The 12921-nt window shown below is 71.3% G+C and carries 11 protein-coding genes; 8 read left to right on the top strand and 3 right to left on the bottom strand.

Annotation, left to right across the window (positions count from 1 at the left end; all coding sequences use genetic code 11):
* Window positions 1-161: 161 nt before the first annotated feature.
* The gene (locus ABH920_RS24550; protein ID WP_370351449.1) at window positions 162-848 is read left to right on the top strand and encodes an alpha/beta fold hydrolase; all 687 of its coding nucleotides are present in this window, start codon (window positions 162-164) and stop codon (window positions 846-848) included.
* 31 nt (window positions 849-879) lie between these two features.
* Here ABH920_RS24550 and ABH920_RS24545 read toward each other — a convergent pair whose 3' ends face one another.
* Window positions 880-1509: a TetR/AcrR family transcriptional regulator gene (locus tag ABH920_RS24545; RefSeq protein ID WP_370351448.1), complete on the bottom strand. Its 630-nt coding sequence runs from the start codon at window positions 1507-1509 to the stop codon at window positions 880-882.
* Window positions 1510-1591: 82 nt separating this feature from the next.
* On the opposite strand from ABH920_RS24545, the gene ABH920_RS24540 reads away from it, so the two are divergent.
* A complete protein-coding gene (locus ABH920_RS24540) occupies window positions 1592-2524 on the top strand; it encodes an NADP-dependent oxidoreductase (RefSeq protein ID WP_370351447.1) in 933 nt (310 codons plus the stop codon).
* 153 nt (window positions 2525-2677) lie between these two features.
* Here the strand turns inward: ABH920_RS24540 and ABH920_RS24535 are convergent, their stop codons facing one another.
* Window positions 2678-6697 (bottom strand): peptidase S8, encoded by a 4020-nt coding sequence (locus ABH920_RS24535; RefSeq protein WP_370351446.1) that lies wholly within the window; start codon window positions 6695-6697, stop codon window positions 2678-2680.
* Between the two features lie 149 nt (window positions 6698-6846).
* Here ABH920_RS24535 and ABH920_RS24530 point away from each other — a divergent pair, with 149 nt between their 5' ends.
* Both ABH920_RS24530 and ABH920_RS24525 read left to right on the top strand, forming a co-directional pair.
* Window positions 6847-7803 (top strand): helix-turn-helix domain-containing protein, encoded by a 957-nt coding sequence (locus ABH920_RS24530; protein ID WP_370351445.1) that lies wholly within the window; start codon window positions 6847-6849, stop codon window positions 7801-7803.
* 12 nt (window positions 7804-7815) lie between these two features.
* Complete coding sequence (locus ABH920_RS24525; protein ID WP_370351444.1) at window positions 7816-8313, top strand: GNAT family N-acetyltransferase; 498 nt, start codon at window positions 7816-7818, stop codon at window positions 8311-8313.
* Window positions 8314-8316: 3 nt separating this feature from the next.
* On the opposite strand, the gene ABH920_RS24520 is transcribed toward ABH920_RS24525, so the two are convergent.
* A complete protein-coding gene (locus tag ABH920_RS24520) occupies window positions 8317-8787 on the bottom strand; it encodes an N-acetyltransferase family protein (RefSeq protein WP_370351443.1) in 471 nt (156 codons plus the stop codon).
* A gap of 110 nt (window positions 8788-8897) precedes the next feature.
* Here ABH920_RS24520 and ABH920_RS24515 point away from each other — a divergent pair, with 110 nt between their 5' ends.
* From ABH920_RS24515 to ABH920_RS24500, 4 genes are all read left to right on the top strand, one after another.
* On the top strand, window positions 8898-9506 hold the full coding sequence (locus ABH920_RS24515; protein ID WP_370351442.1) for a dihydrofolate reductase family protein: 609 nt from the start codon (window positions 8898-8900) through the stop codon (window positions 9504-9506).
* Window positions 9507-9516: 10 nt separating this feature from the next.
* Entirely contained in the window at window positions 9517-9858 is a 342-nt protein-coding gene (locus ABH920_RS24510; protein ID WP_370351441.1) for a YciI family protein, read from the top strand.
* Window positions 9859-9880: 22 nt separating this feature from the next.
* On the top strand, window positions 9881-11182 hold the full coding sequence (locus tag ABH920_RS24505; protein WP_370351440.1) for an RNA polymerase sigma factor: 1302 nt from the start codon (window positions 9881-9883) through the stop codon (window positions 11180-11182).
* A 108-nt stretch (window positions 11183-11290) separates the two neighbouring features.
* A complete protein-coding gene (locus ABH920_RS24500; protein ID WP_370351439.1) occupies window positions 11291-12919 on the top strand; it encodes an MFS transporter in 1629 nt (542 codons plus the stop codon).
* Window positions 12920-12921: the final 2 nt, after the last annotated feature.

Raw genomic sequence — 12921 nt, 5'->3', positions numbered from 1 at the left:
ACGTGCGAGCGGCGGCCGAACACCAGCCGCGCCGCTCGCACGAATGGCCGCCTCACGTGAACAGGTGAGTGCCCGCCCCGCCGCGCGCTGCAAGCATCAAGGAGTGCCCGAGCTGCTACGTTCCGCAGTGTTCCGGGCCCCCCGATCCGAAGGAGCTGACCATGCCTGACAAGCCGAAGCCGAGCATCGTGTTCGTCCACGGGATCTGGGCCGACGGGTCCAGCTTCAGCAAGGTGATCCCCGTGCTCCAGGCCGAGGGGTACGAGGTCATCGCCGCGCAGAACACCCTGGGCTCGCTGGCCGACGACGTCGACCTGGTCAAGAAGACCCTCGGCCGGGTGTCGAGCCCGGCGATCCTGGTAGGCCACTCCTACGGCGGCTCGGTCATCACCGCCGCCGGGGTGGACGACCGGGTCGTGGGACTGGTCTACATCGCGGCCCTGGCACCCGATGAGGACGAGACGTCGCAGAGTCTCCAGGACGGCTTCGCGACCACCGAGGTCTTCCAGCACGTCGAGGTCGCCGACGGCCGGGTCTGGATGAAGCCCGACGGCGTGCGCTGCTTCGCCGGCGACCTGCCGGAGGCGGAGCAGAAGGTGGTGTGGGCGACGCACGCGGCCCCGCCGGCCGAGTTGTTCACCGAGAAGGTGCCGGGGACGGCGTGGCGGACCAAGCCGACCTGGTACATCGTGGCCGCCGAGGACCAGACCGTGAATCCCGACCTGGAACGCTTCGTCGCCAAGCGCATGGGCGCCTCGACGCACGAGGTGGTCAGCAGCCACGTGCCGATGCTGTCGCACCCTGACTTCGTGCTGGATGTTATCCGGGCCGCGGCGCGCGCGGTCTAGTCCTCAAGCAGTCAAGCCGGAGGCATAGCCCTCAAGCAGGCCAAGCCGCCAGCGCCACATCCGCCACCCGCTGCAAGTCCGCCTCGCTGGCGCCGTCCCGAGCCTGCGTCGACATGCCCTGAATCACCGCCGCGTAGAACGTTGCCAGCGCTGGCGCGTCGGTTGTCGGCGGCAGCGCGCCGGCCGCCACGTCGGCGGTGATGCGGTCGGCGATGGCCTGCTTGGTGTCCTCGCGGTAGCCGCGCAGTTCCTCGGCGACGTCCTGGGAGGCGTCGGAGGTGTTGGTCGCGGCGTCGATCACCAGGCAGCCCGGGGGGTGGTCGGCGGCGGTGTACTCCGTGGCCGCCAGTCGCAGCATCGTTTCCACCACCCCGCGCGCGGTCGGCTGCCCGAGCGCCCGGGTGCCGTAGTCGCCGTGCGTCTCCGCGTAGCGCTGTACCGCGGCGCTGAACAGCTTCCGCTTGTCGCCGAAGGCCGCGTAGAGGCTCGGCGGGTTGATCCCCATCGCCTTGGTGAGGGTGGAGATGGACGTGGCCTCGTACCCGTGCCGCCAGAACTCCATCAGCGCCGCTTCCAGTGCCTGGTCGCGGTCGAAGCCGCGGGGGCGGCCCTTGGCGGTTGCCGTGGTCGCGGTGTTCGCCGTACTCGTCGCTGTGCTCACGGACCCATTCTATAGCGATCGCTAGAGAATGTGGTACGGTCCTTCTGTATCGACCACTACAGAAAGCGTGGAAGGACTTCCCATGCGCGCTGTCACCCAGGACTCCTTCGGCGACCCGAGCGTCCTGCACACCGTCGACCTGCCCAAGCCCACCCCGCTGCCCTCCGAGGTCCTGGTGCGGGTGCACGCCTCCGGCGTCAACCCCGTCGACGCCATGGTCCGCTCCGGAGCCTTCCCGATGCTCGGGCAGCCGCCGTTCGTCCTGGGCTGGGACGTCTCAGGCGTCGTGGAAGAAGCCGTCCCCGGCGTGACCCGCTTCGCGGTCGGCGACGAGGTCTACGGCATGCCGTTCTTCCCGCGCGCCGGCAACGGCTACGCCGAGTACGTCGCCGTCCCCTCCCGCCAGCTGGCCCGCAAGCCCGCCGCCCTCGACCACGTCCACGCCGCCGCGCTCCCGCTGGCCGGCCTCACCGCCTGGCAGGCGCTCGCCGACACCGCCGCCGTCGCCGCCGGCGACCGGGTCCTGATCCACGCCGGCGGCGGCGGGGTCGGGCACCTGGCGGTGCAGATCGCCAAGGCCCGCGGCGCGTACGTGCTCGCCACCGCCAGCGCCGCCAAGCGCGACTTCGTGCTCGGCCTCGGCGCCGACGAGGTCGTGGACTACCGCGCGGTCGACGTCACCCGGGCCGTGCGCGACGTGGACGTCGTGCTGGACACCGTCGGCGGGCCGGTCGGACGGCAGTCCATCGAGGTGCTGCGGCCCGGGGGCCTGCTGGTGACGATTGTGGACCGCACCGACATGGAGCTGCGCGCCGCGACGATCGAGGCCGGCCGCCGCTTCGCGGGCGTGACTGTCGAGCCCGACTACCCGGGCCTGGAACACCTCGCGGCGCTCGTGGACGCCGGGAAGCTCCGGCCGTACGTCGAACACGAGGTGCCGCTGGACGACGCCGCCAAGGCGCACGAGCTCATCGAGTCCGGGCGCACCCAGGGCAAGATCGTGCTGAAGGTCTGATCGCGGGCGGCAAAGCAGACGCCGCCCCGCCGAGCTGCTCCGGAGAGCAGTCCGACGAGGCGGCGGTGGGTTACCGGTATTCGATTAGCGCCCGATCTGCGCCATTCGATCAGCGCCCGATCAGCGCCCGATCAGCGCCCGATCAGCGCCCGATCAGTAGCTGAACTGCTCGATCTGGCTCCATCCCGGCCCGTAGGTGAACCCGGTCCGCGTCGCCGGATCGATCTGGACGTTCGGCTCGGCGGTGAACGCCAGCGGGCCGCCGAAGCCGTGCGTGAACTCGAACGAGGACAGGGTCTTCAGCACCTTGCCCGTGTCGGTGTCCACCACGTCGATCTGGCTGCGCGAGTTGCTGTCGGTCAGGACCCCGCCCGGGTGTCCGAAGATCGACAGCGGCTGCGGGCTGGCGTAGGCGATCAGCGCCACGTGGTGCGCGCTGTCCACGGCCACCGGGCCGGCCATCTGCTGGCGCAGCGTGCCGCCGCCGGTGGTGGCGAGGGTCTTCTCGTCGACCTGGTTCAGCGTGGTGTGGCTCAGGAAGTTGACGCTGAAGCTGGCGTAGTTCAGCAGCGTGGCCTTCGAACCGTCCTGCGCCGAGGCGAAGCTGGTGCCGCACTTCGGGGTGAAGCCGGTGCCGGCGGTGACTGCTCCGGTGGCCTCGCTGACGTTGATCACCGCGTTCGCCGCGCCGCCGAAGCACAGGGCGCTGTTGGCGAGGTGCGCGAGCTGGACGGTGCCGGTGCTCGCGTCGACGTCGATGCCGTTGTAGTACGCGCGGGTCGCCTTGACCGCGGCGTCGGGCTCGATCGGGGTGCCCGCCGCGCCGGTGCCGACGTTCACGCTCAGCAGCTCGTCGTGGTAGTCCGACTTCGCCCACTGCAGCACCCAGGCCTGGTGCAGCGTGGAGTCTACCCGGCCGCCCATGACCAGCCCCGGCGTGTTCTGCACGACCTGCGGTGTGCCGACCAGCGAGCCGTCGGCCAGGTTGCGCACTTCGAGCTGGTACGAGTCCTGGCCCAGGATGTGCATCAGGACCACGCGGTGCGCCGAGTCGTCCACGCCGATGATGGCGTAGGGCCCGGCCTGGGTGGTGTCCGAGGTGATGACCGATCCGTACGTCCCGGTCGCCGGGTTGTAGTGCCGCACCGACTCGCCGGCGTCGGAGGTGTCGGTCACCAGGGCGACCGAGTCCGCGCCCTTGGCCGCGAAGTCCACGACCTGCCCGCCGGCCGGCGGCAGCCCGTCATCCACGGTCAGGTTCGAGGACGGCGACGCCTGCCCGGCCGCCTTGCCGTCCCAGCCGATCGGCACCACGCGCACGTTGTACTGCGAGGACGTGGCCAGGCCGAGCTTGAGCGCGTCCAGCGTCACGGTCCCGGAGCGTCCGGGGAGCCGCTGGTAGACCAGCGAGCCGGCGTCGAAGCCGTCGCCGTCCCGGGCGGTGCCGTTCATCGCGGTGAAGGTGTTGAGCGAGTTCCACAGCGTCGGCGCGCCGGAGGAGATCTCCAGCATCGCCCCGGCCGCGCCGGGCACCGAGTCCACCGAGTACCGCAGGCTGAACGTCGGGGCCTTGCGGGAGACCTCCGCCTGGTGGCCGAAGACGGCCTTGGCGTCGGATCCGTCAGTGGCCTGGGACGCGTCAGCGGCGCCGTGGCGGCCGCCGGCGGTCAGCGTCGGCGCGTCCGGACGGCGGTCGGCGGTGAAGCCCGCGACCCGGATCGGCGCGGACTCGCCGTAGATCGGGTAGTTCGCGTTCGAGTAGTCCTGGATGAGCGTGACGCCGTAGATGCCGCCGCCGGAGGCGAACACCGAGGCGGGGATCTTCACGTCGCCGGAGGTGCCGGTGAGCGGCGTGGTCCACGCGTTGTTGTAGAGCGGCGCGAGCACCGGGCTCCAGTGGCCGACGGTCGAGACCGCCAGCGTCGGGTTCTTGACGTTGCGCACGCCGGTCAGGTCGTAGTGCACTGTCACGTCCTGGCCCGCCGCGACGGTCGCCGGGGCGGTCGGCGCGGGCGCTTCCAGGAAGGTGCCGTCGGTGGCGCTGAGCGTCAGCGACTGCGAGATCGTCGCGGTCGTCCGGCCGTGGGAGAGCACGTCGAAGCGGACCGAGACGGTGCGCGGCGTCGTGGAGACCACGGGCAGCCCGGCGGCGGTCAGCAGCTGGGTCGGGGTGATCCGGATGGCCGGGGTGTCGGAGTCGAAGTGCTGGGATCCGACGGTCAGACGGTAGCGCGCGCCCTGCCCGGCGTTCACCACGTCCGCGGCGAACGTGAGCGGGCCGACCAGGCCCTCGCCGGTGTTCTGGCCGCGGATGTCGGCCGGTCCGGCCAGGTCGATCGAGCCGGGGTCGGTGCTCTCCAGGAACTCGCCGCCCTCCTGGCCCAGCAGCACGTGGTGCTGGACGCCGAGCCGGACGATCTGGGTGGCGCCGTGCTTGGCGTCGACGGCGCCGGCGGCATCCGTGCTGCTGCCCGCGACGTCGGTGGTGCCGTTGCCGGGGGCGCTCGCGGCGGAGCCGGCGTCATCCCGGTGCGAGCCCGGCAGCAGCCGCTCGACCGCCGCGGTGAGGTCCACCTGCGGGCCGACGTTCAGGGTCCGGTCGATCTGGGCCGGCGTGGCCACCTTGCGCGCGGTGTCCACCAGCAGATCCCTGATCTGCTGCGGCGTCAGGGTCCGGCCGGTCAGCTTCGCGGTGCCGTCGACCACGGCCGCGGCGGCCGCGATCTCCGGGGCCGAGGCGGAGGTGCCGCCGGTCAGGCTCACGTCGACGCTCTGCGCCGACTGGCCCACGGCGTGCGAGAACGCCGGGATGTTGTCGCTGGGCGCCGACAGGTCGATGCGCGAGCCGAAGCCGGAGGAGAAGTCGCCGCTGCCGGTGATCCGGGTCTCGGCCACCGTCGCCGGGCCCGCGGTGCCGGCCGCCAGCGTGTCGTCGGTGGTGCTGCCGCCGGCCGCGATGGCGCCGCTGTCCGGCACCTCGCTCGGCGTGGTGGACATCGAGTCGTCGTCGATGGTCGTGGCCTGATGCGCCGAGTGCGCCACGTCGGTGGGGGTGCTGCCGCCGTCCGGGCCGACCGCGGTCGGGGTGAACAGGCGGGTGCCGTCGTTGGCGGCGATGGAGACCGTGATGCCGTACTGGTGCACGATCTGCGTGATCGTGGCCTGGATCGCCGGGTCGTCCTCCAGGTAACGGCCGGGGAAGCCCTGGCTGTCGGTGCCGAAGCCGAGGCTGGCGTTGATCACGTTCGGCCGCGGGCTCTGGCGCGCGGCGGCCAGCAGCGCCACCCGGATCTGGTCCGGGGTCGGGCTGGCGGGCACCACCAGGCGGTACTTCGCGCCGGGCGCCACGCCGAGCAGGTCGGTGTAGCCGCTGCCGGTGTTCTCCGGACGCTGGTTCTGGTGCGGCAGCGGGGCCATCACGCTGAAGTCCAACATGATCTCGCCGTTGGTCGGGTCCTGGTTCTCGGTGGAGCCCAGCGGGTCCAGGTGCCCGGCGGTGTCGCTGACGTAGGTGGGGATCAGCGGCATGGACGGCAGATCCAGGTAGCGCTGGCCGCCGGAGACGACGGTGGTCGGGCCGAACTGCTTGACGTAGCCGTCGCCGGCGGCGGCCATCGAGGCGTCGGTGAGGTCGCCGACGCAGACGTTGGTGATGATCTCGCCCTGGCCGGGGAGCTTGCCGTAGCGGGTCTGCAGGTCGCTGTAGGCGCCGAGGGCGTCCACGCCGCCGGAGTTCATCCAGCTCTCCAGCGAGGAGGAGATGCCGTAGTTCGACGGCAGGCCCGAGGTGTTCGCCAGGGCCAGCCGCTTGGGCCCGGTCGCGGCGGCGTCGGTCTTGGCGGCGGCGACGAGCGCGGCCGGGATCGGCGTGCTGGAGCTGATCATGCTGCTCACGGCGTGGCCGCCGGCGGTGGCCGAGCTCCCGGCCGGCGCCGGATGGTCCGAGGCCTTCCAGGTTTCGCCGAACGCTGAGGCCCCGGCGGAGGTGACGGAGCCCTGCGGGCCGAAGGCGGCGGGGGTTCGCCCCGGCACGGTCGGGGCGGACGAGTCGGCGCTCGCCGTGCCGATGGTGCCGAGGGTGCCGGCGGCCAGCGTGGTGCCCGCGATCAGGGCCGTGATCAGGCGTATTCGACTTCTTGCGGCGGTGGGCCGGGGTGAACGGGGATTGTGCATTCGGTTCCTCACACGCTTCAGTACACGCTTCAGTCAATGAACGGTGGGAACAAACTGGCAGCGCGCGGGGGCATGGCACAAGAAGGCCAGCGGGGCGTATTCTCGCCACCTGGCGTGATTACGCCAGAGCCGCGGACAAGGGGGCTGACGTGCTGGAATCAGTAGGCCTCCCGGAACCGTGCGGCACCGTCTACTCAGCGCTCGTTGAGCATCCGGAGTCCGGGGCGGCGCGCCTGGCGGAGCTGACCGGCCTGCCGCCGGCCAAAGTCCGCGGCGCCCTGGACCGATTGACCGCCGAGGGACTGGCCAGTCGCGCCCCGGGCCGCGCGGCGGTGTGGTTCGCCTCAGCCCCGGACATCGCCATCGGCTCCCTGGTGGGACGCGCGGAGCAGGAACTGGTGCGCGTCAGGTCCTTGATGAACGAGCTCATGGACAGCTACCGCGAGGCGGCCCGCTACACCGACCCCTCCCTGTCGGTGGAGGTGGTCCGCGGCCACGAGGAGATCAGCCGCCGCTTCGACCACCTGCAGACCGAGGCCCGCCACCAGATCCGCGGCTTCGACCGCCCGCCCTACCTCGACGCCCCCGGCACCAACCACGACAACGCCGCCCGCCGGGCCCGCTCCGGCCTGAACTACCGCGTCATCTACACCCGCGCCGCCCTGGCCTGGCCCGGCCGTCTCACCGAGGACATCAAGCCGTCGCAGACCTTCGGCGAGCACGCCCGCACCCGCCCGACCCTGCCGATCAAGATGGTGATCAGCGACGACCGCCAGGCCCTGATCCCGATCCGGGACCCGGAGGAGGCGCTGACGACGGCGTACGTGATCCACCCGTCGTCGCTCCTTGACGCGCTGATCGCGCTGTTCGAGGCCGAATGGCGCCTGGCGCTCCCGATACCGGGTACCACCGGCGCCGGCCCCGACGAGGCCACCCGCACCTTGCTCCTGCTGCTGGCCTCCGGCCAGACCGACGAGGCCATCGCCCGCGCGCTGGGCTGGAGCTTCCGGACCACGCAGCGGCGGGTGCAGGCCTTGATGCGGAGCCTGGACGCCACGACGCGGTTCCAGGCGGGAATGGAGGCGCGGGGGCGGGGGTGGGTGTGATGAACTGCCCAGATGTCTGCCGAAATTGACATCCCCATCCATGTCCGGGATCTGACCCACACGGACCTCCCGCACATTGCTTGGTCCGGCTCCGCGCTGCATCTGCTCGTCGTGGAGAACGAGCTGGATCGTGCGGCGGCGGGCGTCGCCGACTACCTCGCGGTGTGTGCCGCCAAGTCCGACCTCCCGCTGGCGATCGGCGGTATCGACTACGAGCTCGCCCCCGGCGCCGGCTCGATCCATCAGCTCGCGACGATGCCCGCGCTCCAGTCCTGCGGCCTCGGTACCGCCCTGATCGAGGCCGCCGAGGACCGCATCCGCCGGCGTGGCCTGGTCCGTGCCGAACTCGGCGTCGAGCAGGAGAATCCGCGGGCGCGGGCGCTCTACGAGCGGCTGGGCTACGTCGTGTTCGACGTCCGCCCCGACTCCTGGGACGAGGAGGCGCCCGACGGCACGATCCGGCGCTACGAGACGGTGTGCGCGATCATGGCCAAAGACTTGCGGGTCTAGCGCTCAGGACCCGAAAGCCACCAGCGCGTCCCCGGTCAACCGCATCGTGGTCCACTCGTCCATGGCGACCGCCCCGAGCGCCTTGTAGAACCCGATCGACGGCTCGTTCCAGTCCAACACGCTCCACTCCACGCGGCTGTACCCGCGTTCCACCGCGATCCGCGCCAGCTCGCGCAGCAGCGCGCTCCCGTACCCGCCGCCGCGCGCCTCGGGACGCACGAACAGGTCCTCCAGGTAGATGCCGTGGGTGCCGTTCCAGGTGGAGAAGTTCAGGAAGTACATCGCGAAGCCGACCGCCGTACCGGCGTCGTCCTCGGCGATCAGCGCGAACACCGCCGGGTGCTCGGCGAACAGGGCCGCGTACAGCTGCTCCTCGGTGGCCTTGGCGGCCTCCGGCTCGCGCTCGTAGTCGGCGAGGGCGGCGATCAGCGCGCGGATGGTCGGGACGTCGGCGGGGGCGGCGGGGCGGATCATGGCGCCAGCCTAATCGGGCCGCGATCTTTTCACGGCACCGTGTCTGTTTCCGGCATCCCCGTTCGTGTAGAGGGTGAGAACGATCCACCCGAAGCACGAAGGAGAACGTCATGGCCGAGATCGTGGTCACCGAGAGCCTCACCCTCGACGGCGTCATGCAGGCCCCGGGCCGCGCCGACGAAGACCCGCGCGGCGGCTTCCCGCACGGAGGCTGGGCCGCCCCCTACGCTGACCAGATCATGGGTGCGGAGATGGCCAAGGGCATGGCGCGGCCGGGAGTGATGCTGTTCGGGCGCCGCACCTACGAGGCCCTGGCCGCGCACTGGCCGAAGCAGACCGACGGCAACCCGTTCACCGAGAAGCTGAACAAGGTGCAGAAGTACGTGGTGTCCAGCACGCTCACCGAACCCCTGCCGTGGGTGAACTCGACCCTGGTGCCCGGCGCCGGCGACGTCCCGAAGGCGGTCGCGAAGCTGCGCGACACCGTCGACGGTGCCATCGCGATCCTCGGCAGCGGTCAGCTGGTCCGCACCCTGGCCGCCGCGGGCCTGGTGGACCGCTACGTCCTGCTGATCCATCCGCTGGTGCTGGGCACCGGCCTGCGCCTGTTCGACGGCGCCGAGTTCGGCAAGCTGCGGCTCGTGGACTCGGTCCGCACCGGGACCGGTGTGATCATCGCGAACTACGAGCCGGCCCACGAGCCGGCCCACGAAGCCTGAGGAGGCGACCATGACCCGCTACCTGCTCTCCATCTTCCAGCCCGACGGCCCGCTGCCCTCCGCCGAACGCCTGGCCGAGATCAACCGCGATCTCGAAGCGCTGAACGTCGAGCTGCGGGCGGTCGGCTCCTGGGTGTTCGACGGGGGACTGCATCCGGCGAGCACGGCGACCGTGCTCCGGCCCGGGGCCGGCGAGGTCATGATCACCGACGGGCCGTTCGTCGACAGCAAGGAGCACCTCGGCGGCATCAAGATCATCGACGCTCCCGACCTCGACGAAGCGCTGGGCTGGGCCGCGAAGCTGACGCGTGCGGTCGGGCTGCCGGTCGAAGTCCGGCCGTTCCTGGGTTGACGTGACACGGGGCACGGACAACGTGAACAGCACGGATGGCACAGACAGCGTGAACAACACCGACAAGGCCGGCATCGAAGCCGTCTTCCGCGCCGAGTACGGCCGCGCGGTGGCCGTCCTGGTCCGCTCCCTCGGCGACATCGACCTCGCCGAGGAAGCGGTCCAGGAGGCCTTCACCACCGCACTGCAACGCTGGCCGGAAGACGGCCTGCCCGCGTCCCCGGCCGGCTGGATCATCACCACCGCCCGCAACCGCGCCATCGACCGCCTGCGCCGCGAGGCCCGCCGCGCCGACCACTACGCCCAGGCGGCGCTCCTGCACGCCGCCGGCCTCGACGCCGCCGCCGGCACCACCGATCTCGAAACCCACCGCGAAACCGACGCCGAACCGGAGGACCCGGTGCGCGACGACCGCCTTCGCCTCATCTTCACCTGCTGCCACCCGGCCCTGTCCGCCCCGGCCCGGGTGGCCCTGACCCTGCGCCTGCTCGGCGGCCTGACCACCGCCGAGATCGCCCGCGCCTTCCTGGTCAGCGAGCAGACCATGTCCCAGCGCCTGGTCCGCGCCAAAGGCAAGATCCGCGCCGCGCACATCCCGTACCGGATCCCGTCGGAGGCCGAGCTGCCGGACCGGCTGCGCGCCGTCCTCTCGGTCGTCTACCTGATCTTCACCGAGGGCCACTCGGCCACCTCCGGCGAGAACCTGGTCCGCGCCGACCTGTGCGCCGAGGCGATCCGCCTGGCCCGGCTGCTCACCGAGCTGATGCCGGACGAGCCCGAGGCCGTCGGCCTGCTCGCGCTGCTCCTGCTCACCGAGGCCCGCCGCCCGGCGCGGGTCGGCCCCGACGGCGAACTGGTGCTGCTCGCCGACCAGGATCGCGCGCTCTGGAACCGGGACCTGATCGCCGAGGGCCAGGACCTGGTCCGGGTCTGCCTGCGCCGCGGACAGCCCGGCCCCTACCAGCTCCAGGCCGCGATCAACGCAGTGCACAGCGACGCCCCCGACGCCGAACACACCGACTGGGGCCAGATCCTCGCTCTCTACGGCACCCTCCTGGCCGTCGAACCGACCCCGGTCGTCGCCCTCAACCGGGCCGTCGCGCTGGCCGAGGCCGACAGCGTCGCCGCAGCTCTGGACGTAGTCGACGACCTCGCCGAGCCGCTGGCCGAATACGGGCCCTACCACGCGGTCCGCGCCGACCTGCTGCGCCGGGCCGGCCGCGCCGCGGAGGCCGTCGCCGAGTACGAGCTCGCCGCGGAGCGGGCCGGCAACGCCAGCGAGCGGACCTTCCTGCTGTCCCGGCGGGACGCGCTCTTGGCGTGACCGGCGGCTGTGCACCATGATGGCGTCGCGGTTGCCCGCCCGGGGGACATATCAGTGGCGGAAATCGATGTTCGGGCATGTCATCAGTGGTTCACAGGGGAGGGGATTATGTCCGAAGCCGTACCAGTCCACGGCAGATCGAAGAATCTGGTCCTGGCAGCGATGATCTTCGCGGTCGCCATGACGTTCATCGACCAGACGATCGTGTCCATCGCGGTGCCGGAGATCCAGACCAAGCTCGGGCTCTCCGCGACCGGCGTGCAGTGGGCGGTCAACGCCTACCTGCTGGCCCTGGCCTCGCTGTTCGCGTTCGGCGGCCGGCTGGCCGACACGCTGGGCCACCGCCGCATGGTGACGCTCGGCGTCATCATCTTCGCCGCCGCCTCGGCGATGTGCGGCGCCACGCCCAAGGGCTCGCTGGCCGAGGCCTGGCTCATCACCTTCCGCGCGCTGCAGGGGCTGGGCGGCGCGATCATGTTCCCGGCGGCGCTGGCCATCGTCGTGCAGACCTACGAGGTGCGCGAGCGCGGCAAGGCCCTGGCCACCTTCTTCGGCATCTCCGGCGCGCTGACCGCGATCGGCCCGATCATGGGCGGCTTCCTGACGCAGTGGACCTGGCGCGCGATCTTCTGGGTCAACCTGCCGGTCGCGGCCGTGGCGATCCTGCTGATCGCGCTGTCCAAGCCGGTCACCGACTTCCGCCCGGCCAAGATGGACTACCGCGGGCTGGCGCTGATCACCGGCGGCATCGTGCTGGGCGTCTTCGGCTTCCAGCAGGCCCCGCTGTGGGGGTGGAGCAACCCGGCGATCGGGATCTGCATCGCCGCCGGCCTGGCTCTGCTGCTGGTGTTCTACCGGGTCCAGCGCAAGACCGACTCGCCGCTGATCGACATGGACATCTTCCGCAACCGGACCTTCCTGGTCGAGAACCTGGTCCTGGGCATCTCGATGCTGGTGTTCGTCCCGCTGTTCCTGTTCTCCAGCGAGTACGCGCAGATCTCGCTCGGCAAGCAGGCCAAGGACGCCGGCGTGTTCCTGCTCTACTTCTTCATCGGCTTCGCCATCGCCACCCAGATCGGCGGCCGCATGCTCGACCGGGTCGGCGCCAAGCGGCCGGTCACCATGGGCTGTGTGCTGGCCGCCGTGGGCTTCTTCCTGTGGGCCCAGAAGGTCACCACGCTGGACTTCGGCAAGCAGCAGTGGTTCATCGTCCTGGCCGGCGCCGGCATGGGCTTCATGCTCTCCCCGGCCAGCACCGACGCGGTGAACCAGGCCGGGCGCTACTCCTACGGCGAGGCCACCGGTATCACCCAGACGATCCGGAACTACGCGGCGAGCCTGGGGCTGGCGGTGCTGGGGACGACGTTGGTGTCGCGAATGCGGACCAACGTCAGTAACCAGCTGGTCGCGCAGGGCACGCCACGCGGCGTCGCCGACCACCTGGCGGCCGGGCTGGCGCAGATGCAGAACAGCGGATCTTCCAGCGGGTCTTCGGGCAGTGGCTCGTCGGGCAACGGCGCGCCGGACCTGTCGCAGATCCCGCACTTCTACAAGGTGGCCTTCGCGCAGTCGACCGCGACGATCTTCTACGCGATGGCCGGGATCATGGCGGCGGCCGCGATCGTGGCCTTTGTCGGGCTGAAGCGTGGCGTCGCGCCGGAGGCGGTTGCGGCGGCTGACGCTGTCGAGGTTCCGGACGGCGGACCGACGCAGGGGGTTGCGGAGGCGACTGCTTAAGC

The sequence above is a fragment of the Catenulispora sp. EB89 genome (assembly GCF_041261445.1).
Taxonomy (GTDB): domain Bacteria; phylum Actinomycetota; class Actinomycetes; order Streptomycetales; family Catenulisporaceae; genus Catenulispora.
This window is presented reverse-complemented; position numbering and strand designations above follow the sequence as displayed.